27 protein-coding genes and 1 pseudogene are annotated in these 20,432 nt (G+C 50.8%); 21 read left to right on the top strand and 7 right to left on the bottom strand.

What is annotated here, in order from left to right:
- The first annotated feature begins 60 nt into the window (after positions 1 to 60).
- Complete coding sequence (locus ACQG0S_RS23120) at positions 61 to 543, top strand: hypothetical protein (protein WP_049002220.1); 483 nt, start codon at positions 61 to 63, stop codon at positions 541 to 543.
- A 643-nt stretch (positions 544 to 1,186) separates the two neighbouring features.
- Here the strand turns inward: ACQG0S_RS23120 and ACQG0S_RS23115 are convergent.
- From ACQG0S_RS23115 to ACQG0S_RS23085, 7 genes are all read right to left on the bottom strand, one after another.
- Complete coding sequence (locus tag ACQG0S_RS23115) at positions 1,187 to 1,390, bottom strand: hypothetical protein (RefSeq protein WP_057102235.1); 204 nt, start codon at positions 1,388 to 1,390, stop codon at positions 1,187 to 1,189.
- Positions 1,391 to 1,440: 50 nt separating this feature from the next.
- The gene (locus ACQG0S_RS23110; RefSeq protein ID WP_057102236.1) at positions 1,441 to 2,091 is read right to left on the bottom strand and encodes a hypothetical protein; all 651 of its coding nucleotides are present in this window, start codon (positions 2,089 to 2,091) and stop codon (positions 1,441 to 1,443) included.
- A 314-nt stretch (positions 2,092 to 2,405) separates the two neighbouring features.
- Entirely contained in the window at positions 2,406 to 2,930 is a 525-nt protein-coding gene (locus ACQG0S_RS23105; RefSeq protein ID WP_039264872.1) for a transcriptional regulator, read from the bottom strand.
- Positions 2,930 to 3,520, bottom strand: coding sequence for a hypothetical protein (locus tag ACQG0S_RS23100; RefSeq protein WP_057102237.1), 591 nt, complete (start codon positions 3,518 to 3,520; stop codon positions 2,930 to 2,932). Before ACQG0S_RS23100 ends, ACQG0S_RS23105 begins: the two co-directional genes overlap by 1 nt.
- Before the next feature lie 304 nt (positions 3,521 to 3,824).
- On the bottom strand, positions 3,825 to 4,364 hold the full coding sequence (locus tag ACQG0S_RS23095) for a hypothetical protein (protein WP_150115593.1): 540 nt from the start codon (positions 4,362 to 4,364) through the stop codon (positions 3,825 to 3,827).
- Positions 4,365 to 4,426: 62 nt separating this feature from the next.
- Positions 4,427 to 4,705 (bottom strand): hypothetical protein, encoded by a 279-nt coding sequence (locus ACQG0S_RS23090; RefSeq protein WP_039264874.1) that lies wholly within the window; start codon positions 4,703 to 4,705, stop codon positions 4,427 to 4,429.
- A gap of 2 nt (positions 4,706 to 4,707) precedes the next feature.
- Entirely contained in the window at positions 4,708 to 6,267 is a 1,560-nt protein-coding gene (locus tag ACQG0S_RS23085; RefSeq protein ID WP_006812522.1) for a DEAD/DEAH box helicase, read from the bottom strand.
- Positions 6,268 to 6,326: 59 nt separating this feature from the next.
- On the opposite strand from ACQG0S_RS23085, the pseudogene ACQG0S_RS23080 reads away from it, so the two are divergent.
- From ACQG0S_RS23080 to ACQG0S_RS22985, 20 genes and pseudogenes are all read left to right on the top strand, one after another.
- A pseudogene (locus ACQG0S_RS23080) lies at positions 6,327 to 7,030 on the top strand (ParB/RepB/Spo0J family partition protein).
- Entirely contained in the window at positions 7,030 to 7,698 is a 669-nt protein-coding gene (locus ACQG0S_RS23075; protein ID WP_000164561.1) for a ParB/Srx family N-terminal domain-containing protein, read from the top strand. Before ACQG0S_RS23080 ends, ACQG0S_RS23075 begins: the two are co-directional and overlap by 1 nt.
- A complete protein-coding gene (locus ACQG0S_RS23070; protein ID WP_323643685.1) occupies positions 7,695 to 8,333 on the top strand; it encodes an ATP-binding cassette domain-containing protein in 639 nt (212 codons plus the stop codon). Before ACQG0S_RS23075 ends, ACQG0S_RS23070 begins: the two co-directional genes overlap by 4 nt.
- On the top strand, positions 8,326 to 8,580 hold the full coding sequence (locus ACQG0S_RS23065; protein WP_001113021.1) for a hypothetical protein: 255 nt from the start codon (positions 8,326 to 8,328) through the stop codon (positions 8,578 to 8,580). The genes ACQG0S_RS23070 and ACQG0S_RS23065 overlap by 8 nt, the downstream gene beginning before the upstream one ends.
- A 5-nt stretch (positions 8,581 to 8,585) precedes the next feature.
- Positions 8,586 to 9,476 (top strand): hypothetical protein, encoded by an 891-nt coding sequence (locus tag ACQG0S_RS23060; RefSeq protein ID WP_323643684.1) that lies wholly within the window; start codon positions 8,586 to 8,588, stop codon positions 9,474 to 9,476.
- A gap of 9 nt (positions 9,477 to 9,485) precedes the next feature.
- Positions 9,486 to 9,752 (top strand): hypothetical protein, encoded by a 267-nt coding sequence (locus tag ACQG0S_RS23055; RefSeq protein WP_000176291.1) that lies wholly within the window; start codon positions 9,486 to 9,488, stop codon positions 9,750 to 9,752.
- 195 nt (positions 9,753 to 9,947) lie between these two features.
- A complete protein-coding gene (locus tag ACQG0S_RS23050; RefSeq protein ID WP_000215412.1) occupies positions 9,948 to 10,589 on the top strand; it encodes a DNA-binding protein in 642 nt (213 codons plus the stop codon).
- A 2-nt stretch (positions 10,590 to 10,591) separates the two neighbouring features.
- Entirely contained in the window at positions 10,592 to 11,848 is a 1,257-nt protein-coding gene (locus tag ACQG0S_RS23045; RefSeq protein WP_323643683.1) for a phage terminase large subunit, read from the top strand.
- Positions 11,849 to 11,881: 33 nt separating this feature from the next.
- Positions 11,882 to 13,456, top strand: a complete 1,575-nt coding sequence (locus ACQG0S_RS23040) for a hypothetical protein (protein ID WP_323643682.1) — start codon at positions 11,882 to 11,884, stop codon at positions 13,454 to 13,456.
- Positions 13,457 to 13,478: 22 nt separating this feature from the next.
- On the top strand, positions 13,479 to 14,375 hold the full coding sequence (locus tag ACQG0S_RS23035; protein WP_045339224.1) for a DUF6651 domain-containing protein: 897 nt from the start codon (positions 13,479 to 13,481) through the stop codon (positions 14,373 to 14,375).
- A gap of 26 nt (positions 14,376 to 14,401) precedes the next feature.
- Positions 14,402 to 15,277: a major capsid protein gene (locus ACQG0S_RS23030; protein ID WP_332965614.1), complete on the top strand. Its 876-nt coding sequence runs from the start codon at positions 14,402 to 14,404 to the stop codon at positions 15,275 to 15,277.
- A 74-nt stretch (positions 15,278 to 15,351) separates the two neighbouring features.
- Positions 15,352 to 16,275, top strand: coding sequence for an Ig domain-containing protein (locus ACQG0S_RS23025; protein ID WP_323643680.1), 924 nt, complete (start codon positions 15,352 to 15,354; stop codon positions 16,273 to 16,275).
- Positions 16,276 to 16,318: 43 nt separating this feature from the next.
- Positions 16,319 to 16,753 carry a hypothetical protein gene (locus ACQG0S_RS23020; RefSeq protein ID WP_151353235.1) on the top strand — a complete coding sequence of 145 codons (435 nt, stop codon included), beginning with the start codon at positions 16,319 to 16,321 and terminating at the stop codon, positions 16,751 to 16,753.
- Positions 16,753 to 17,586: a hypothetical protein gene (locus tag ACQG0S_RS23015; RefSeq protein WP_000057119.1), complete on the top strand. Its 834-nt coding sequence runs from the start codon at positions 16,753 to 16,755 to the stop codon at positions 17,584 to 17,586. Before ACQG0S_RS23020 ends, ACQG0S_RS23015 begins: the two co-directional genes overlap by 1 nt.
- A 97-nt stretch (positions 17,587 to 17,683) precedes the next feature.
- A complete protein-coding gene (locus tag ACQG0S_RS23010; protein ID WP_057102241.1) occupies positions 17,684 to 18,028 on the top strand; it encodes a hypothetical protein in 345 nt (114 codons plus the stop codon).
- Positions 18,019 to 18,492 carry a hypothetical protein gene (locus tag ACQG0S_RS23005; protein ID WP_000523626.1) on the top strand — a complete coding sequence of 158 codons (474 nt, stop codon included), beginning with the start codon at positions 18,019 to 18,021 and terminating at the stop codon, positions 18,490 to 18,492. Before ACQG0S_RS23010 ends, ACQG0S_RS23005 begins: the two co-directional genes overlap by 10 nt.
- A gap of 1 nt (position 18,493) precedes the next feature.
- A complete protein-coding gene (locus tag ACQG0S_RS23000) occupies positions 18,494 to 18,877 on the top strand; it encodes a minor capsid protein (protein ID WP_057102242.1) in 384 nt (127 codons plus the stop codon).
- A gap of 74 nt (positions 18,878 to 18,951) precedes the next feature.
- Positions 18,952 to 19,698: an Ig-like domain-containing protein gene (locus ACQG0S_RS22995; RefSeq protein ID WP_057102243.1), complete on the top strand. Its 747-nt coding sequence runs from the start codon at positions 18,952 to 18,954 to the stop codon at positions 19,696 to 19,698.
- 59 nt (positions 19,699 to 19,757) lie between these two features.
- Entirely contained in the window at positions 19,758 to 20,075 is a 318-nt protein-coding gene (locus tag ACQG0S_RS22990; protein ID WP_000163862.1) for a hypothetical protein, read from the top strand.
- Between the two features lie 125 nt (positions 20,076 to 20,200).
- Positions 20,201 to 20,425: a hypothetical protein gene (locus ACQG0S_RS22985; RefSeq protein WP_000952684.1), complete on the top strand. Its 225-nt coding sequence runs from the start codon at positions 20,201 to 20,203 to the stop codon at positions 20,423 to 20,425.
- The last annotated feature ends 7 nt before the right edge of the window (positions 20,426 to 20,432 follow it).

The raw sequence follows: 20,432 nt of genomic DNA, 5'->3' as shown, positions 1-20,432 counted from the left end.
CTTATGCGCGTAGCGATAATTAAACCAACAAGAAAACAAGTTGTTTAAAGGATTATCACCATGAACTTTATCGCTACCGTTAACACCCCTGCGCATGGCCATATTTCTGTGACGTTCTCTGATAACGAGAAAAGCGTGCTGGGCGCCTGGCGTGACAATGTAACCATCGAGCTGTCCGGAAAAGAGAAACAGCAGATCACCAATGACATAATCTGCAACCGTCGCCATAAGCGCGTATTTGAGAAAGCGTATGTCTCCACTTCGGGATTTGGCATATTCATCTTCCCGGTACGCAGCGGTCGCTTCTGCCAGTCAAAACTCATCGAGTTCGCCACGCAGATCGCGCTATGGGTTAAAACAGAATCTGGGTTCGACTTCAGCGAACAGGAAGCAGTGGGGGAGGGGATGCGTATCGCCAACAATGCCATCAAGTGCAAAAACGTCATCTACGAAGCAGGAATCGACTCGTGGAGTGTCTCGTGCGGAGACTATGTGAAAGAGGTGTACGGAAACAACCGCATTCACATCATGGCTGGCAAGTAAGAGGGAGGGGCTGGAAACGGCCCTCTCTTTTCGTCCACCAGCTGCCGCAGGGATATTCAGAAACGGCCAGAGAGCTGTCCGGGGAACCGAAGGGAAACGGCCAGGGAATTTTCGGGAAACGGCTGGGTTTGCCTTTATGTAGAAAACCGAGCGGGAGAAGCCCAGAATCCTGCGAGAAAATATCGCAGGGTCGCTGGGGTAGCGCTGGTGGGGTTTCAGCCCCTGAGCCATCCAGATAGCTTTCGCTATGTGATTATGTGAATCCGTGGGTAAACCACAGGAAGCGCGTACACGTCGCGCCAACGTGCTAATGATACGCGAGCGCCCACGGATAGCGCCAATATTGCCGACACGTCCCGAAGGATAGCGCGGATCACGTCGCCAGATATCGCCAGACGATCACGCCCACGACACGACAAAATAAGCCACGCGCTAAAATGCTGTAAAACGTGCTATAACGTGTTTTTTATTGTGGGTAATGGATATGTACCACCACACATAAAAACGCGTTAAATTGGCGCGTTTATGGCGCTTATTTTGGTCTGTTTTGGCTGACTTCAGACAATAAAAAACGCGCCAACAATGGCGCGTTATGGTGTGCGGATCTTGAAACGAAAAAAGCGCCCATGGTGGGCGCTATTGCTTAAATGCTGTTTTGCAGTTTTCCGATCATTTCAGATAAGCGCAAATATTCACGTTTGCGTTTACAGTCTCTTTTGCTGTTAAGCAAATCAGAAAACGTAAAATTTAATTTGTCACGTTGCGCTTTTAAGTCGTCGATTAATTCAAGTTTATAAGTGCGATATTTTGCGCGATATTCCGCGCGGATCTGGTCATAACTAATCATGATTTTTATCCTTAAAACTAGCGGCCATAGTGGGCGCTATATCCGTCTAATTACGCTTTGAAAGCATCAGCCAGATAGTTATAAAAATCATTCTTGATAAAGCGATATTGCTGAGATCCGTTTTTCGCTGCGCCCATTCCTTTGATCTTCTCCACCAGTCCAAGACGCTCGCAAAGATTGATTAACTGGTTGGCTTGCGTATAGCCAGCGTCCAATTTAATTTCATTTTCTTTTTTCGCTTCATTCATCAAATCGAAAACAGCGCCATTTGTGAATGTTTCTAATTCATCATTAATCATTTCGATTAATGCGAATACGCGAGATCCGGACATATCAGCGACGGAATAAACGCATTTACCAGACTTGATAGATTTAACCAGATAAACCAATTTTTCGAGAGAATAGCTATTTGTCATAGCTTCGCGGAAAAACACTTCTGGCGCTTGTTTACTTGCTTTAATCGCGTAGTAAAACACGCCAACCAGTTTATCATCATTAACAGCGTTTAAAACGTTGTTGGTGAAATAAGCCAGTTTAGTAGTCGCTGCAAGCATGTTAGCTTTATCTGCTTTTGTGTGCGTACCATTCTGATAATGATTGTTATAAGTCTGAGTAGCATTGTTGGCAGCTACTTGTAATTCGTTAGCGATAACTACAGCAGCGTCGATGATGGATTTTTTAGAGATAGCAACGTTAGACATGATATTAATCCTTAATAAGAGTAAAAATAAAATTCTTGTATCGTTAGCGTGTTCGCTTTCGATGTGAGTAATTATCGATATGCAGAAATTAAAATCAATAGTTTTTTACGCGGGAGCGAAAAAAATTTTCTTCAATAAAAATCAAAGCCTTAGAAATAAATCGCGTTTTCTCGAAGGTGTTGCCTAAATAAGTTCTCTATTCGGTCAATCACCCTTATATATTTAAAGTGGAATCGGGGTTAGGGAAAATAAATATAACGGGAAGTGACACATAAAATAATAACCGGACTTAGCCGGTTATCACCCTTATAGATTTAAAACGGTAAAATCCGTTCGACCCAATCGAAGAGAACTATCGCTCGTCCGCGCTCGCCAACTCTCATTGCGACCTGACAGGCATCAACGCCTAACGAACACCCCTCAATTTCACGGCCATCCGCCATGTAGACCCTTATAGACTTTTGCGCCTCATGAGCTTGACGACAAATTTTGAAGAAATCGCGGCGTGATGGCCGATTGTCCACATAGTCAGGGTGTACAGTGAGCCTACCTGTAAACATCTTGTCCACTTCGACAGGTGTAATTGTTTCTATGGTGCTAACTCGCTCCAATGGAAGACGAACACGATGTTCTTTACTTCCTATAACGGGAGAAAGATCTAGCTTATTGCGTGCGGTAAGCAGACCAATAACGTAAAGACAAAACGTCTGACCATCATCGATCGTGACCCTTACAGGTATATTCCTTGCCCGTAGGAACTGCAAACTAAACTCCACGTTAGAGTAGTCGCGGGGCCAGACCTCTGCTGGGATGCCGTATGTAATGTCTGTGATCGTCATTAGTCTACCTTAAGTGGCGTGTCGAGAAGCCCAAACTTAAACTGCTTGCTACCTGCCACGAGAAAGGGGGCTTCGATGTAAATGGTTTTGTTGTCGATATCTGATTTTGCGGTCTTTTTGATGTCTTTTAGAAGCCTAATTGTTGCTGCGTTGTCCAGAACAAGTACTTTGCCGGTCGCATCATTGCCGATTTTGCCGTATGTCGTGAACGATTCATTACTGCCAACGCGGATATGAATCGGGCAACCGCTCTTGGCGATCTCATCACAGTACATAGTTCCATCAATCACATTTAGTAGACCGTAGGTTGGAACAAGAGCCTTGCCAGAGTTGGTGCTTGTTCCTTCTTTGACAGCTGTACCCATGATTTGAAGGCGCATATGTTCTGATTCACCGGAAATCAGTGTTTCTTCCGCGTTATCGGAATACCTGAACCATACAGGTTGAACTGTTCCTCTGGCCTCGTATTTTACATTGTCTAGGGTAGTGAACTTGCTGTACGTTTTTTGCATGTCAGCAATCATATCTGACACTGCACTGGCTGAGAATGAGAGAATATATGTGATTACTAAGATAGCTAAACGAGTCATTCCGACCTCAATTTACGATATGCTAGTTCTAACAGAAGATGCTGCTTATATACGCCACAAGATGAAATCTGAATAATTTATCTTTGAAAAATAACTTTCTCGCCATGAGTGATTTTGCGTTCTGGCGAATTAAGAATTTCGTTAACAGAAATATTCATCCGCCACCTCTGGCTCCATTTCCTCGGTTGTGAAGCCTACAAATATTCATCAACTGATCAAGAACTTTTTTCAACCGGAGGTGGGCTAAAGTAAAAATGTGATACAAATCACATGAAGGCGTATGCATACGCCTTCATGTTGATGATTATTTACCCAGAACTTTGTATTTGTTCATAATCAAACGTTCGCCCTTTCTGGTAACTGTAAAGCCAAACGGCGCTTTGCCGTTTTTACGCAACACGCTTTCAGCGAGCGCTTCATCGGTAGGTTGTATGGTTGAATTGTCTATCCAGTCGATGAGGGCAAGAAAGTTTAAAAGTTTCATGCTCGTGATGCCCATCTTACATGCAATGTCGTGGATGGTGCGAATCTGCCTGTATTTTGTTTCATGTGCTTCGATAGATGTCTTTGGATTGTTTGGTGCCAGCAACGTATCCAATGTATTAAAGAACCCCCTCGCGGATTCAGATTTAATAAGACCTGAGTCGCTCATATCACACGCGATCCGGTACAGAACATTGCTGTTATTCATGAAGGGATAGTTCTCAACAAATTTGATGAATTCTTGTGCATTTTTCTCTCCGCATTTGTAATCCAGCGGGTTGTTCACGCGCCAGAAAAAAGCGTTGTTGTTTTTTCCATCAAAAATATCAACGAATGGTAGTTTAGTTAAATAGTTCATCATGTGCTCCTTTGTGTCTGGACGAGCACATGATGAATTTTAAAAGAAGGGGAAAAAGTGGAAGTTTACGGCAGCCGTTTAAGAATATCGGCCAGATCTTCTTTGGTCATGCCAGAGGATTCGTAAATCTTCATGACCTTTTCACGGGCCTTTGCAGAAGCCTCTAATGACGTAGCTGCCTTATCAAAATCAGCCATCGTCATGTTGGACAGCACCAGATTGATGATGTCTGCCTTTGACAGCTTAATATTGCGTTCACGCAGTCGATTCTGAAAGGTTTCCAGCTTGTCGTTTGCTTTTTCGGTTAACTGAACCTGGCAGTGTATAGCGCGTTTCTCGCTCATGCTTACTCTCTATTCAAAACAGTGAAATCGAATGTGCTACCCACCGGCAATACTCCCTCGGCAAATCCAGGCGTCGTGTCGATAATGTGCTTCCGCTCATATGAATGCGACATGAGGTATTTGTTGCTCACGTCAATGAAGTCGGTAATAAAGCACACGTTAGCCTGATTCTTTTTGGCTCGAAGACCGCGACCAACACGTTGGCGCATCTCAACTTCAGCTTTGCCGCCACCACCCAGAATCACCGCACCTACGCTTGGAACGTCGACGCCAACATCCAGAATGGTTGAACCAATCAGAACATCTATCTTGCCTGCCGCCAGACTGTTGAGCTTTGCTTGTCGGGTAGTCTGGTTTGATTCTCCGTAGATGAAATCGACCTTCAGGCCGCTCTCTTTCATCATTTCCATCAAGATCTGACCATGACGCTTCAGGCGAACCAACGTCATACAGTTCAGACCGTGGCTCTTGTACATTAACGCTTCACGCACAATAGCTTCGTTGCGTCCCAGATTATAAACGATGCCTAACTGATAGGCTTTCTGGTAAGCCGTACTCATTCCAACCCGAAAATTCAGGTGTTTTGACGCAAGTTCGGCTCTAATCCGCACCTCGTCTGGAGTGTACGCGATTTTATGATATAGAAAGTAGGGTTTGGCTAAAATACCTCGATCGATCAAATATTTCTCCGTGACCTTTATCTCAATGCGACCAGCAACAGCCATGAGACGCATATTTGCTTCAGTCGAGTCCTTCATGAACGGCGTTGCTGTCAGCGCCAGACGGTAGTCAGCATTGATGCACAACCGGGCGATGTCGTAGAAGTTAGAACCAGATGATTCGTGTGCCTCTTCCAGAATCAGCAGAGAAACGCTGGACAGGAAGCGTTTAACCAGTTCCCGGCGCTTCAGGTGGTACTGTTTTTTCTCCGGTGATGCGTCGCGCGGTGGCTCTTCGAGAAAACTGGCCAGGGTCTGCACCGTGGCAACGTTGATATGGCGCGAGACCTGGAACTCACCCGATCCAATCACCCCAACTTTCTGACCTTTCAGCCACGGCTCGCCATTCTCCGCGCGGTAGTCGATGGATTTCTGGAAGTTCTCTGCCATCTGGAACATCAGAACCGATCGCGTGGTTAAAAACAGCGTCATACGACCAATGCGAGCAGCTGCCTTACACGCTACGTTCGATTTACCACCACCCGTCGCAATCTGGGCAATCATCATCCCTTCGCGCACCAGTGTTTCCACAGTCTGATCCTGATACGCATAGTCCGGGTTATACGGGAATGGGTTAACTACCGGGTTCGGCTTGCCCAGCGCGGGGGCTTTTTCCTTGCGCACATGCACGCATTTGATGCCAGCTTTCAGAAGGTTGGCTGCAACTGGCTTCGCAAACCCAGCCGGGAACGCGTTTTTGCTCCAGTTGAACATCGTGCTGGTCCCTTTCCAGTCCCCAGCCTCCACTTCATAGCTCAACATCTCCTGAACGAGCCGTTTCACGTTGTCATCAGCGCCAGAAATCAGCGCATTGACTGCATTCGATACAATCCGAACTGTCATAAACCTCTTTCCTTCGTGCCTTTTGTATGGTAATTGGCTATTATAGTAAGTAAGTATTTATACAATGGATTGTATCAGAATTATGGGTGTGAAAATTACGATTCTGCAGGTGGAAGTCGCGAACCTGCGTCCGAATACCTGGAATACCAACTCCGTTGGGGCGCAAAACTTCGAAAAACTGAAAGGCTCTATCGAAAAATTGGGCTTTTTTAAGCCAATTCTGGCGCGGGAGCTGGACGGGGGCATTTTTGAGATCCTCGGTGGCGAACACCGCTGGCGTGCCGCGATGGAGCAGGGCATTTCAACGGTTCCCGTCATCTCCGTGGGCAAAATTAACGACCTGGTGGCCAAGCAGATGTCCCTCGTCGATAACGAGCGCTACGGCGAAGACGATCAGGTCGCTTTGCAGCGCTTAATCGAAGAAATCCAGTCTGAAATCGACTACCGGTTGTCCGATATCGCCCCGTATGACGACGAGATGGCGGCAACACTCGCCAAAGCGTCCGTTATCGATCTTGAAGCGCTGGAAGCGCTCTCCCGTGGCGATGACGAGTCGGTCGATGAGGACAAACGCGAGAAAACCGAGCGAGTCGGCGCTGAACACCAGACGATGCGCTTCAAGGTGACGTTTGATGCGTCAGATCGCGTCGCCGACACCATCAAAACCATCATCAAAGAGCAGGGAATCAATACCGGTAACGAAATGGAGAACGCCGGGGAAGCCCTGGTGTGGCTGGTCGACTACTACAAGGAGCGTATGTAATGACCAAAAACTTTGAAATCGTCTATCGAAACCCGGCAGAACTCATCCCGTATGAGATGAACGCCAAAAAACATGACGAACAGCAGATCCGCGATCTAGCGGCCGCCATCAAAAAGCGCGGTTTTGACCAGCCGATCACGGTCGACAAGCACGACGTCATCATTACTGGCCACGGTCGTCGCGAGGCAGCACTTCTGGCTGGTCTGGAGCGTGTGCCGGTCATCGTTCGCGACGATCTGAGCGAAGAAGAAGTGAAGGCGAAGCGTCTGGAAGACAACCGCCTGGCCAGTATTGACTACGACGCCATCAAATTGCAGCAGGAACTGGAATCCCTGGTACTGGGCGACGTCGAGGTCTTCGGTTTTGAAGAGCGTGAGCTGAACGTGCTTGTCGGCAGCATGACCGAAGAGATGGAAACCGGCTCTCTGGTGCTCGATCTGGGCGAAGAGACGGAACGCCAGAAAGAAGAGCACACCGAGATCAGTCGCGAAGTAGCCTCTGAAGAAGTCCGCGTCATCGACGTATTGGGCTTTAAAACGCTCCCTGCTGGCTCTGCAATTGTGGTTGGGGATTTGCTTGCCCACATGGAAGAAATCACGGGAGAGAGCGGGGTAGACGCTTTCGTGGCGTATGCGGAGAAAGTTTCTTCTGGGGAGCTGGCTGCATGAGCAAATACACCATCAACGTATCGTTTCAGACCCGCGTGAACAAAACCACGCGCACGCTGGAGATTGCCGAATCGTTCGGTCTTGGCCTGGACGAAAAAGAGTGGACGCTTTACGACAATCTGGAGCTGGAAGTGAAGCAGGGCGATGTGGTGTACATCACCGGCCAATCCGGTTCCGGTAAATCCGTTGTGCTGCGCGAGCTGCAACGCCAGATGAAGGATGAAGGTCTTTCTGTAGCCTCCATCGATGACTTTGCCTTCGACAATGAGGTTAACGTCATTGACCAGCTGGGCAAAACCACCAGCGAAGCGCTGGGGCTGCTGTCTATGGCCGGATTGAATGACGCCTATCTCTTTGTGCGTAAGCCATCCGAGATGTCTGACGGCCAGAAATACCGTCTCAAGATCGCCAAGCTGATCGAGTCCGGCGCGAAAGTCTGGGCTGCCGACGAATTTGGCGCTGTTCTCGACCGTGTAACCGCTCAGGTTGTGGCGTCGAACCTCCAGCGTGCCGCTCGTAAGGTTGGTGCGACGGTAATGGTGGCGACGACCCACGAAGACCTGAAGAACGCGCTGTGCCCGGATATGCAGATCACCAAGCACTACAAAGAACGCGTGAAGGTGGAATATGCCTGATTTGAAGATCGTAGAGCTGAAGCCATCGAAAGAGGCTGACAACAACAACGTTGAAGTCATCCGCCTGCTGGAAGAAGCACTCCAGTACGCCAGAGAAGGCAAAAGCCAGAGCCTGGCGCTGCTGATGATCAACAACGACGGCAGTGTTCTGGATTGCTGGCATAACGGTGGGCGTCCATACGTCATGGTTGGGGCGATGGAATCGCTTCGCCTGGACTTCATCAATGCCAATATCGAGCGCAGGTGATCGACATGACGGACATCATTATCAAACGCTACCGCCCGGAAGAGTTCCCGTGTCATCTGGACTTTCTGGAGCGTATGACCGTTACCAAAGGCACGGTTGAAGACTGGCACGCGCTGAAGTCGCTGCACTACAAGACGGATGGTAAGCCGTTCGCGCCAACGTATTATCGCTGCGAACTGGACGGCCGGCTGGTGGGTGTCGTGGTTATGGCTTACCCGAAACTGCTGCTGGCGCCTCGCCATCGCATGTTTCCTAAGCTGAAGCCAACCACCAATACCACCGTTGCCAACCAGTATTGGGGCCGGTACGTGAACAACAACTTTGCGGTGATCAGCCGTTCCGTTGTGGACACTCAGTACCGCGGCGTCGGCGTCTCCTATCGAATGATTAACCTGGTTAGCAGGATGCACGACCGGCCAATCATCGAGATCCAGTCGTCGATGAGCAAATACAACCCGTTCGCCATGAAAGCAGGGTTCCAGTTCATCCGTCCGGAGCGTCCGAAGAGCTATGAGAGTGCGTTGCGCGTCTTCCAGCGTCATTTCCGTTCCGACCCTGGCGACAACGAAGCGATCGTCAAAGAGCTGTTCGCCATGAGTGAGTCTCGCCGTCGTCGTGCGCTGCGTGATTTGGTCGCTGACTACCACAAGAACAGTTCCCTGGCCAAAGCCGGGCGTAATCGTGGCACGACTATTCAGGACATTGCCGACAGCCTAGTGGACGAGGCCAGCATCGTGAAGCTGCTCAAGGACATTCACAACCTGAGCTTCACGTCTCCGCTGTATGGCGTGTACCGAAACCCGGACTTTGGTCGTCAGCTGCCGGACACGCTGCCACTGCTGGCATTCGACAAACAGCCTTTGAATAAACCTCTTGAAATTGCATTACCGGCATAAGGATTTGCCATGACGTTGACCGACAAACAAAAAGACATCATCAAAACCATCAATTTAGGCCATGAGCGTGGGCATCTGCTCGATCTGGACGAGCTGCTTGAAGTGCTGCCGTACAAAACGACCAAACAGAGTATGCAGTTCTCTATCCGCGCACTGGTGAAAAAGGGGCTGGTGGAGAAAGGAATGTGCCGCCAGCGCGGTGATTCCGGCTACCACCGTCGCACGCTGGGACTGACCACGTTAGGTCGTGCCAGAGCCAAATTACTGGTGATGTAAGTCGGTCTGGGAGCCAGTTTGAGAGCCTGCTTCCGTATATATAAATACTAAGTGACTTATTAAATATATACAGAAGCAGGTTCTGAATACTCCCCAGCCCGGTTTTAAACACCCAGAAAACAAATTGGTTAGGCACAGAATTAAACAAGTTGTTTAGGAGCGCAAGGATGCGCTCTGAGTGTTTTAGAGGGATCTATGACTGTAGAAAAAGACGAGAGCAAAACTCGCCTGACGCCAGCTGAGTGGGCAGAAGCCGAAGCGAAGTGGACTTCCGGCGAATACACACTCTCCAAGCTGGAAGAAGAGTACGGCATTCGTCGTGAAACGCTCTCCAGACATTTCAAAAAGCGTGGATTGGAGAAAGGCGCGGACTCCGTTGGGAAGATGGTTCGCGAGTCGCTCAAATCCGACGCAGAGCTGCGTGCGAAGGCGCGTGCAGAGAAAATCGAAGAGCGCCGGACTCGTTACGACGATTGGGCGTTCGCACTCGGTCGTATGGTGATGCATGAGGTGGCCACAGCCAAGAAGGACGGCAGGCCACTGGCAGCCATCGAAGATGACCTGAAGAGTCTCCAGCGTGCCAGCGGCACACTCGCTAAGTGCTTCGAAATATCGTCGAAAGCGCTCGGTATGGATCGCGCAGAGAACGAAGACGACGAAATCCCGAACCTGGTATTTGGCGAACTTACGCCTTCCCAGGTGGCGCAGCTGCGTAAGGAAGATGATGAGCCGGATCTGATTGATGACGATCTGCTTGAGTCACTCGAAGAGGAAGCACTGAGCGAAGCAGAGGGCGATTCTGACGCGTCTGGTGATGAAAGTGATGGGAGCGTCTAACTATGGCCATCCCGTCGTCTCTGAGTCTCGTACAGCTGCATTCTGGGCAGATGCAAGTCTTCCAGTCACCACATCGTTTCAAAGTGGTGTGTGCGGGTCGACGCTGGGGTAAATCCCGGTTGTCGATCTCCACCATCATCCGCGCGGCAGCCAAAGAGAAGAAGCAACGTGTCTGGTACGTCGCACCGACTTACCAGATGGCTCGCCAGATCTTGTGGGATGACCTGCAGGAAGTTCTGCCGCGCAAATGGGTTCGTAAGAAAAACGACACCACGATGACCATCGTGCTGAAGAACGGCTCTGAAATCGCGCTGAAAGGTGCGGATAAGCCCGATACGCTTCGTGGTGTGGCACTGCACTTTGTGGTGCTCGATGAATTTCAGGATATGAAGCCGGACACCTGGTACAAGGTACTGCGTCCGACACTGTCCTCTACCCGTGGCGGTGCGCTGATCATCGGTACGCCAAAAGGCTTCTCCGAGTTCCACAAGCTGTGGACTATCGGTCAGAACAAAGATTTGCAACGCAAAGGGCAGTGGAAGAGCTGGCAGTTCGTTACGGCTGATTCTCCGTTCGTACCGAGCGCAGAAATCGAAGCGGCGAAGAGCGATATGGACCCTAAATCGTTCGCACAGGAATACCTGGCCAGCTTCGAAAACATGTCCGGACGCGTTTACTACCCGTTCGACCGCAATGTGCATGTGAAGCCACTCCAGTTCAATCCGAAACTGCCGATCTGGGTTGGTCAGGACTTCAACATCGACCCTATGTCATCGGTCATCCTGCAGCCGCAGCCAAATGGTGAGTTGTGGGCCGTGGACGAGGTTGTGCTGTTCTCTTCCAACACGGCTGAAGTGTGTGATGAGCTGGAGCGTCGTTTCTGGCGCTGGAAGTCTCAGGTCACAATCTTCCCTGACCCGGCAGGTGCGTATCGCCAGCACGCACGCGGTGAATCGGACGTCGATATCTTCAAGGAAAAAGGTTTCCTTCGAGTCGATTATCCGAAGAAGCACCCGCCGATCGCAGACCGTGTTAACGCAGTGAACCGCATGTTGATGAGTGCCTCGGGCGAAACCCGGTTGTACATCGATCCGAAGTGCAAACACCTCATCGACTCGTTGGAGAAGGTGATCTACAAGCCAGGCTCACGCGATATGGATAAGACTGGCGGCATCGAGCACAGTGCGGATGCGTTGGGTTATCCGGTTCATCGTAGGTATCCGGTGAAAAATCGTGTTATTCTTGGTGGATCTAGATAGGTAAGTGCTTACCTAAATGGAAAGGAAAAGCAAATGGAATTGACTGACAAGCAAATCAAAGACCTTGTGGCACGACGCCACCCTGAATATGAGAAGAAAAAAGAACATTGGGACTTCCTCGCCAGCACCTACGCTGGCGGGCGTGCCTGGTTCAACGACAATATCTTCCGTTACTTCAAAGAGGGCGATCAGGAGTTCAAAGAGCGCCTGGAACGCGCTTATCGCTTCAACCACACTCGTGAAGTGGTAAACCTCATCAACAAATACCTCTTCAAAGAGGTCATTCACCGCAACACTGATGAAGCGCCGGAGCAGATCCGCAATTTCTGGAAGCGAGCCACGCGCCAGAATACCTCCATCGATGCGTTTATGGCGGCTATCGATCTGCAATCATCCATTTATGGCCGTATCTGGGTTGTCGTGGACAGCACCATGAACGTCGATGTTGAGTCTGTTGCAGACGAGAAGAAAAATGATGCGCGTGCCTACGCTTACTGGATTTCGCCACAGCAGCTGCTTGATGTTGCCTGGGATGAAGACGGCAATATGTTGTGGGCGCTGATTGTTGAAATCGCGCGCGACGACGAAGATCCGTTCACGTCAACCGGGCAGGAATACCAGCGTTACCGTCTGTGGACGCAAAACGAGTGGTATCTGTTCCGTGAAGAAGTGAAGAAAGGTTCCGGAAATAGCGGTCGTCGTCAGGCCAAAGTCGTTCTGGAGGATAGCGGCGAGCATAATCTTGGCGTGGTGCCGGTGTTCCCGGTGGATTGCATTGGTGAAAGCGAGTCTCCGTATTTCAGCCCGTCGTTGATTGACGACATCGCCTATCTTGACCGCGCTGTGGCCAACTACCTGTCGAACCTTGACGCGATTATTCAGGATCAGACATTCAGCCAGCTGGCGATCCCGGTTCAGTCATTGCTGCCGGGCGATGAAAACCACACCAAAGTGCTCGAAATGGGGACAAAACGCGTCTTCACCTTCGACTCTGAGAGCGGTAATCAGCCATTCTACCTGTCTCCGGACCCGAAACAGGCCCAGATGATTATCACCACGATTAAGACGGTGATTAACGAGATCTACCATTCCGTTGGCGTGGCAGGTGAGCGAACCAAGCAGGATAACGCACAGGGCATCGATAACTCTTCGGGCGCAGCGAAGATGTACGACTTCCAGCGCGTTAACAGTCTGCTGGTGACGAAAGCAGAACGTCTCGAAAGGGCAGAGCGCCAGATGATGCAACTGGCAGCGAAATGGATGGGTGTCGAACTGGATGAAGACCACTCTCTGATCGCATACCCGGAAAGTTTCGACATTCGCGGTCTGACTGACGAGTTTGCCGTTGCCGAGAAACTGTCGATGCTTCAGGCGCCTGATTCTGTTCGTCGTCATCAGATGGAAATGCTCATCGAGAAGGTCTTCCCGAACATTTCCGAGGCGATGCAAAAGGAATTTCAAAAAGATCTCTTGAAATTTCCTCCAAAAAATGATCTTAACACCCTTGAAAATAAGTCAGTACTTACTTATGATCAAGATGCAGCCCAAGAAAGCGGGCAAGATCAACCCCGAGGGAATGGGGACTCATCTACTCAAGAGACCGAGTGATAAGTAACGAAAAGGAATTTCTATGAATCTGTGGCAAATGCTTATGGCCCGTCGTGGCCTGATGGATGTAGCTGAAGCGCATGAGCGCGGAGGCGCTGGTGGCGGTGCTCCTGCTGGAGACAATGAGCAGGGCAATCAAGACCCAGGCAAACAGGGCGAGCAAAAAGAGCAACCGAAGGGTGACGACGACGAGTATGCCGGTATGACTCAGGAAGAGTTGCTGGCAGAACTGCGTAAGTCCAAGAAAGCCGGTGCTGACCTGCTGAAAGAGAACATGAAGCGCAAGGAGAAAGAGCGCACATTGGCCGATCAGCTGGCTCAGTACGGTGATATTGACCCGGCGCGTGCTCGCCAGCTTCTCGAAGCTGAACAAGCCGCAGAAACCGCACGTCGGGAGGCGGAGCAGGCTGAACTGGAACGCCGTGGTGAGTTTGATGCTGTGAAAAAGCAGATGATCGAAGCACACCAGGCTGAACTGGCACAGCGCGACGAACGCTACTCCGCTCTGGAGAGCGAGAACGCCGCACTGAAGGCTCAACTGGTCGAAATGACTGTTGGCGCTTCCTTCAGCGGCTCTGCCTTCCTGCGTGACAAAGTTCTGATGACTCCGGCTAAGGCTCGCGTTATCTACGGCTCTCATTTCGAAGTGGGTGAAGACGGTAGTGTTGTGGGCTTTGATAAGCCAGCCGGTCAGAAAGAACGTGCAGTTCTGGTTGACGGTGAAGGCAAACCGTTACCGTTCGAATCCGCGATTGAGCGCATTCTGCGTGCAGATCCGGAAGCTGACGCACTGTTGCGCAGCGAAGCCAAGCAGGGTGCTGGTTCCAATAGCAAACCGACCCACAAAGTAAACCAGCCGAAGAGCAAGTCGACTATGGATAAGTTGACCTCCGGTCTGGGGAAAATCGGACTCAAGTAACATCTTAAATCATAGGGAAATGAAAGATGCCATTACTGCGTGATGAAGCTGAAAAGCTGTCTAACAACGAACTTGAGCAGGGTGTGATCGAGACCATCATCGATCGCGATGACCTGTTCGCTGTTCTGCCTTTCATGAAGATTAATTCTAAGGCATACCTCTACAACCGCGAAGCTACCCTGAGCGAAGCAACCTTCATTGATGTGAACGACACCATCACCGAAGGCGCTGCAACCTTCACCGAACACGTTGCGAAGCTGCGTATCCTGGCAGGCGACGTAGACGTCGACAAATTCCTGGCGACCACTATGTCCGACACCAACAACCAGCTGGCAATCCAGGTTCGTCAGAAGGTGAAAGGTCTGGCTCGCGCATTCCGTCGCAACCTGATTCTGGGCGACTCCACCACCAACACCAAAGCGTTCGACGGTATTCCGAAGCTGATGCATGACGATCAGAAGATCGACATCGAAGGCGCTTCCATGACCTTCTCCATGTTCGACGAGCTGGTCGACGCTGTGAAAGATCTGGGCGCAGACTGCATCATGATGCGTTCCGAGCACCTGCGTGCTTATCGCGCTCTGCTGCGTACCGTTAGCCTCGGCCCGTCCGAAATCATGATGGAAAACTTTGGTCGTCCGATGCTGTGCCACAACGGTGTACCGTTCATCGTGAACGACTTCATCCCGACTGATTCTGGCAAAGCAAGCATCTACTGCCTGCACCTGTCCGAAGAGAACGGTGTGACTGGTCTGTATGGCGGTGAAAACGCCGGTATCGTTGTTGAGAACATCGGTACTGTTCAGAACAAAGACGCAACCCGTACCCGCGTTAAGTGGTACTGCTCTCTGGCGAACAAGCACGACAAGGCTATCGCCGCGCTGACCAACGTAAAAATTTGATCAGTATAGTAGGTAGGTAATTATCTACTTTTTAAGGGTGGGCTATACGCCCACCCTTTTTGTAGGAGCGAGAAATGCCAGCACAAAAGATGAAGATCACGGAAGAGGCGTTTGCGGATTTCACGGGGCATATGTGCCGTGCCGGATTCACTAATTCCATCTCCAACGAGCCTCTGAGCGAGCGCCAGCAGAATCATCTTGCGGCTTGCTTCCGGGCAATTCCGTTCACTCAGTCTGTCACCATTACACCGGCTGCGCCGTCCGTATTGGTGGGCAAAACCGTTCAACTTAGTGCAGGTATCACCATGAGCAAAAGTGCAGATTCATTCACCTGGGCGTCGGCCAATGACCAAATCGCCACTGTCAGCGGTACGGGTCTGGTTACTGGCGTGACTCCGGGCAAAGTGAAGATCACCGCCACCGATAAGCAGACTCAGCTTTCTGCGTCAGTCGAAGTGACCGTTAAGCCTGTCAGCGTGGAGTCCGTTACGGTAACGCCAGACTCTACCTCTGTTGAGAAGGGGAAATCGGTCAAGTTGCGCGTTGATGTACAACCGTCAAACGCAACCAATAAAAGAGTCACCTGGACTTCCAAAAATAGCGACAAAGCGACCGTTGACCAGAACGGTAACGTAGCTGGCGTAGCCGTTGGTACGGCAACCATTGAAGTGGTTTCGCAGGATGGCAGCCATAAAGCTACTGCTACGGTTGAAGTCACTGAGCCTGTCGTTGCTGTTACTGGCGTCTCTGTCGATCCGAGCACCACCAGCGTTGAAGCCAACAAAACGGTACAGCTGACCGCGAACATCGAACCGGCTGGCGCAACCAATAAGCGCGTAACCTGGGCGTCAAAAAATGCCGAGTTCGCGACGGTTGATAGCGCAACTGGACTTGTGACCGGTGTGGCTGCAGGTACTGCCACTATCGAAGTCACCACGGAAGACGGTAGCCACAAAGCCACTGCGACCGTTGAAGTGACCGCAGCACCGGCTGCGTAACCAACACATGGGCGGCGATGCCGCCCATTAAGTGAGAAGAAGAATGAAACCAGCAAAAATTCGTTTATTGGAGCCTCAATTTTTGGGATATACGGGCATTCTCTGCGGTATCCAGTTTGTCGACGGCATCTCGGTTTCCGAACTGCCATTCATCGATCAGCAGCGGATTTGTGCCTCCATGCGTGCCACTACCATTGAAGGCAAAAATGTATCTCCTTCTGCCGCGTACAGCAGCCGCAATGATTTGACTGCGGACGACATTGTCGAGACGGCGGCCCCGGATATTGTGCCAATGAAACGTGGTACGGCTGAAGTGGAAGCCAAACCGGAACAGCGCTTTACTCGTGAAGAGCTGGAGTCGATTGCGGACTGTGAAGGTATTGCGGGTCTGCGTCAGATCGGCAACCAGATTGGCGTGAAAGCCAAAGGTATCGTTGAAATGATCGAAGGCATCCTGAAAGCACAGGGCGGTGAGTAATGGCGCAGATCGACACGTACCGTAGCGGGGAAGCAGTTTCCCTGTCGTTTGCATTTAACGTTCTGGATATTGAGTCGGCCACGTATACCGTCAGAGATGGCGCAGGTGCGATCATCGTCGATAACGAACCTCTCGATATTACTGAGGGGCAGATGTCCATTCCGGTTGTCGTGTCGGCCGAACACAACCTGCTTTCAGATAAAGAGCGCGATCTGCGACACGTCATTGTCAAAGCGGTGGCATCCGGGCTGACGCATGAAGAGCGCAAGATGTACGTTCTGCTGAATAGCTTCGAGCTGTCAATTCCAGGCCAGTCATTCGCAACGGTCGCAGACGCCCAGATGCAAGCTATCGATATGCTGAACGGCGACACCCTGTTAGCTGATGGCGAAGGGCTGATGCGCAAACGTCTCATTGAGGCCACCAGACGCGTCAAAACGCTGCCGTTCTCAATCCGCAAAGTCCTGCGTATCGACTTCGACCGGTACGATCGCCCGCAAAACATGCTGAACGTCTATGACATTCCGTGGGGCGCTGACGGGGCATATCGTCACGATCTGATCGATTGGGAGCAGATGACGCCTGAGAAATTCGACGAGTTCCCGGACTACTTCAAACAGGCATTAATGCTGGCCGTGGTTAATGAAGCCTGCGAAATCGCTAACGGTAATGACGTAGCGGCAGCCCGCGAGGACGGCATTCTGTCTGAGTCCATTGGTGAAACGACTAATATGTACCGCACCGGCAAAGCGGCAAATGTGCATGTGGCTCGCAGTACCTGGCGACTGCTGGTCAGTTACATCAATAACCGCATGATTGTTCGCCGTGCGTAACGCCAGTCGCATTATTTACTTCTGGTCGAAAGGCTCAAGACGAGCAATCGCGCCTTCGCCTGGTAATGAGTGCGGCTGCCAACCACAGGGAGAGTGCATGAACATTTCATGGCAAACAGAGATAGCGATTTACCGTCTGGGTTCGAAGAACGTCTACGGTGAAGCGCAATTGCAGTTCGTCAGGAAGACGAACGTCGGCGTCGTTAAGTTTGAGCAAAGTAACGAGAAGTCATCGGTACGTGCGGACAGCTCCGGCAGTCGCGGTAAAGCGAATCTGGAATTGTTCGATGCTGTTCTGGTGATCCCACTTGAGGCCGCAGTACAGCTTGATGACGTTCTCATTCTGGAGGGGCAAAAGCTGAAGGTATCCAGCGTGCATCGTCGCTGGGGACTGCGTGGGCGCCCTGGGCATCTGGAAGTAGGGGCAAACATATGGGTCTGAAGTACGACGCGCATCAGTTTAAGCGTGCTGGCGACAGGCTCAATAACAGCCAGAAAGCCTTTAAGCGTTATCTCATCCGTGACATGGAGAAGCTGGCGCGTCTGGTTGAGCGTCTGGCGCGGGCAATGGCCCCGCTGGAGACCGGCTCACTCGAAAGCGCGATCTTCGCGAGAGTGGTCAAAGAAGGTTATACCGGGCTTCGTATTGAGTTATCGGTATCTGGAGCCAAACCACGCGAAGGGCATCCGGGCGTTGAGGTTGGCGATTATGCGGAGTACATGGAGTTGGGCAAGTATCGTCTCGGCTATCTCTCTCGCATGAAGAGCGTCACCAACCCGCCAGTCGCTGGTGTGAAGCCACGAGTTGGGCCTTTGTTCCTTGAGAGAGCCGTACAGATCAGTGAAAAACAGTTCACTCAGACGATAGCAGAAGCGGCAAGGAAAGCAGGTTTTACGAGAGGTTGATGTGTTTATTGAAGCATTTGCGAGCCTGATGCAGAAGGCGAAGATCGGTACAGTCGGCGCTGACATTTTCTGTCACTACATGCCAGCCAATGTGAAGTCCGGTGTTCTGTTGGTTAATCCCAATACGGGGATCGCTATTGACCATGAGTTGAAAGGCTTTTATCACGACTCTTTTACCGTCATCGTGCGTAATGCGACGATCACAAAGGCGGTGGCGAAAGCCAATAAGATCATGGATATGTTCCCGGTCGAAGAAACCGTGTCAGAGGGCGTTTACTTCCGGTTGGTTCGGCCAATGTCTATGCCGATCACTTATCCCAAAAACGAAGGCTCATTAATTGAAGCGGGTATCCCGATTGAATTTGCGGGCTATTTGTTGAATTAATAAAATAAGTAAGTATATACTTACCATTAGCGCCATGAAGGTGCTGATTTAACGGAAAAAGGAGTTTTCCAACAATGTCCAATACCCATGTAAAAAACATCAAACTTGGCGCCTGCAAAGTGTCGTTTGGTGGCGTTGATCTGGGTTACACCAAAGGCGGTGTTCAGGTTGAGGTTGCGACCGAAACTCTGAAAGTCACCGTAGACCAGCTGGGGCAGACCACCATCTCCGAGCTGGTGCAGGGTCGTAACATCACTATCACTGCGCCGCTGGCCGAGTCTGTGTTGAAGAATATGGTCGATCTGATGCCGGGTTCTACCCTGAGCGAAGAAGATAACGCTGTAACCATCACCTCCGCACAGGGCGTCAACCTGATCGACGTAGCCAAAGAGCTGGTTCTGACCCCGCAGGATACCACCGACTACGTTCTGACCATCCCGAAAGCGGCGACCGCAGGTAACTTCACCATGACTTACCAGTCTGATGATGTTCGCGTGTTCTCCGTTCAATTCACCGCTTACCCGGATGACGACGGCGTGCTGGGGAAAATGAGCGGCCCAAAGCCGGTTAAAACCGTCTCTATCTCTCCGGAATCTCCGGAAGTTAAAGCCGGTGAGACCGTGCAGTTGACTGCCCAGATCACCCCTGCAGATGCCGGCGACAAAACCGGTGTGTGGGAATCCGACAATCAGGAGAAAGCAACCGTTGACCAGACTGGTCTGGTTCGCGGAGTAGCTGAAGGTTCGGCAAATATCTCCTTTACCAGCAATAGCGGCGGCAAGAAAGCGACCAAAGCAGTAACGGTTAATTCTGCCCAATAATCGCGATGTAACTAAGCAGAGGCTCAGGAAGAGCCTCTCTTTTAAAAGGACTTTAACCAATGACCAAATTACTCGATCTCGACTCCATTCTGCCTCCGAAGAAAAGCATCAAGTTCGGCGGTCAGGAATATCCCATCGTTGAAATGACTGTTGGCCTGTTCGTCTCCATCAAGCAGATGGAAGGCAAAGACCTTCAGAACATGTCGCCTGTTGAGCAGGTTACTGCTTACGCCGACCTGGTTCGCAAGGTCATCCCATCCGTGCCGGACGCTGTACTGGAAAAACTGACTGTTCCGCAGCTCCAGCAGATCTTCACCTTCGCTATGGAAGTGATTGATGAAGAGAACGAAAAAGCGGCTGGTGAAGGGGCAAAGTAATTTCCCGCGATGAATCCGGGGTAAAGACCGTATCGATAGATCTCGGATTCTATTTCAGTCGTGTAGTTGCTCACTACGCCGTGTCGCCATTAGAGCTGCTGGGCGTCCCTCTAACGATGTTCTGGATGCTCAGTCGCAACATCGACCGTCTGCGCGCGGAAGAGGATGTCCGCAACCTGCAAGTCGCTCGCGCTGCCCAGGCAGATGGCGAGGGCGTGAAGGCGTTCATGGAGGGTTTGCAACTCAGGATTGGAAGACCAGTCGTAACCGATAAAGTCTACGATCCGCGCAAGGATAAGGCAGACCCTGACGCCAAAGAGCAACTGATGCAAATTTTTGGCAGAGGATGACAAGGGA

The sequence above is a fragment of the Enterobacter cloacae complex sp. 418I7 genome (genome assembly GCF_050030705.1).
Lineage (GTDB): Bacteria > Pseudomonadota > Gammaproteobacteria > Enterobacterales > Enterobacteriaceae > Enterobacter > Enterobacter intestinihominis.
Note: the sequence above shows the minus strand (reverse complement) of the source record. Positions and strands in the feature narration are given on the sequence as shown.

Coding starts and splice junctions, on each gene's coding strand:
- ACQG0S_RS23120 (WP_049002220.1), top strand. CDS start 61: ATGAACTTTATCGCTACCGTTAACACCCCTGCGCATGGCCATATTTCT.
- ACQG0S_RS23115 (WP_057102235.1), bottom strand. CDS start 1,390: ATGATTAGTTATGACCAGATCCGCGCGGAATATCGCGCAAAATATCGC.
- ACQG0S_RS23110 (WP_057102236.1), bottom strand. CDS start 2,091: ATGTCTAACGTTGCTATCTCTAAAAAATCCATCATCGACGCTGCTGTA.
- ACQG0S_RS23105 (WP_039264872.1), bottom strand. CDS start 2,930: ATGACGATCACAGACATTACATACGGCATCCCAGCAGAGGTCTGGCCC.
- ACQG0S_RS23100 (WP_057102237.1), bottom strand. CDS start 3,520: ATGACTCGTTTAGCTATCTTAGTAATCACATATATTCTCTCATTCTCA.
- ACQG0S_RS23095 (WP_150115593.1), bottom strand. CDS start 4,364: ATGATGAACTATTTAACTAAACTACCATTCGTTGATATTTTTGATGGA.
- ACQG0S_RS23090 (WP_039264874.1), bottom strand. CDS start 4,705: ATGAGCGAGAAACGCGCTATACACTGCCAGGTTCAGTTAACCGAAAAA.
- ACQG0S_RS23085 (WP_006812522.1), bottom strand. CDS start 6,267: ATGACAGTTCGGATTGTATCGAATGCAGTCAATGCGCTGATTTCTGGC.
- ACQG0S_RS23075 (WP_000164561.1), top strand. CDS start 7,030: ATGACCAAAAACTTTGAAATCGTCTATCGAAACCCGGCAGAACTCATC.
- ACQG0S_RS23070 (WP_323643685.1), top strand. CDS start 7,695: ATGAGCAAATACACCATCAACGTATCGTTTCAGACCCGCGTGAACAAA.
- ACQG0S_RS23065 (WP_001113021.1), top strand. CDS start 8,326: ATGCCTGATTTGAAGATCGTAGAGCTGAAGCCATCGAAAGAGGCTGAC.
- ACQG0S_RS23060 (WP_323643684.1), top strand. CDS start 8,586: ATGACGGACATCATTATCAAACGCTACCGCCCGGAAGAGTTCCCGTGT.
- ACQG0S_RS23055 (WP_000176291.1), top strand. CDS start 9,486: ATGACGTTGACCGACAAACAAAAAGACATCATCAAAACCATCAATTTA.
- ACQG0S_RS23050 (WP_000215412.1), top strand. CDS start 9,948: ATGACTGTAGAAAAAGACGAGAGCAAAACTCGCCTGACGCCAGCTGAG.
- ACQG0S_RS23045 (WP_323643683.1), top strand. CDS start 10,592: ATGGCCATCCCGTCGTCTCTGAGTCTCGTACAGCTGCATTCTGGGCAG.
- ACQG0S_RS23040 (WP_323643682.1), top strand. CDS start 11,882: ATGGAATTGACTGACAAGCAAATCAAAGACCTTGTGGCACGACGCCAC.
- ACQG0S_RS23035 (WP_045339224.1), top strand. CDS start 13,479: ATGAATCTGTGGCAAATGCTTATGGCCCGTCGTGGCCTGATGGATGTA.
- ACQG0S_RS23030 (WP_332965614.1), top strand. CDS start 14,402: ATGCCATTACTGCGTGATGAAGCTGAAAAGCTGTCTAACAACGAACTT.
- ACQG0S_RS23025 (WP_323643680.1), top strand. CDS start 15,352: ATGCCAGCACAAAAGATGAAGATCACGGAAGAGGCGTTTGCGGATTTC.
- ACQG0S_RS23020 (WP_151353235.1), top strand. CDS start 16,319: ATGAAACCAGCAAAAATTCGTTTATTGGAGCCTCAATTTTTGGGATAT.
- ACQG0S_RS23015 (WP_000057119.1), top strand. CDS start 16,753: ATGGCGCAGATCGACACGTACCGTAGCGGGGAAGCAGTTTCCCTGTCG.
- ACQG0S_RS23010 (WP_057102241.1), top strand. CDS start 17,684: ATGAACATTTCATGGCAAACAGAGATAGCGATTTACCGTCTGGGTTCG.
- ACQG0S_RS23005 (WP_000523626.1), top strand. CDS start 18,019: ATGGGTCTGAAGTACGACGCGCATCAGTTTAAGCGTGCTGGCGACAGG.
- ACQG0S_RS22995 (WP_057102243.1), top strand. CDS start 18,952: ATGTCCAATACCCATGTAAAAAACATCAAACTTGGCGCCTGCAAAGTG.
- ACQG0S_RS22990 (WP_000163862.1), top strand. CDS start 19,758: ATGACCAAATTACTCGATCTCGACTCCATTCTGCCTCCGAAGAAAAGC.
- ACQG0S_RS22985 (WP_000952684.1), top strand. CDS start 20,201: ATGCTCAGTCGCAACATCGACCGTCTGCGCGCGGAAGAGGATGTCCGC.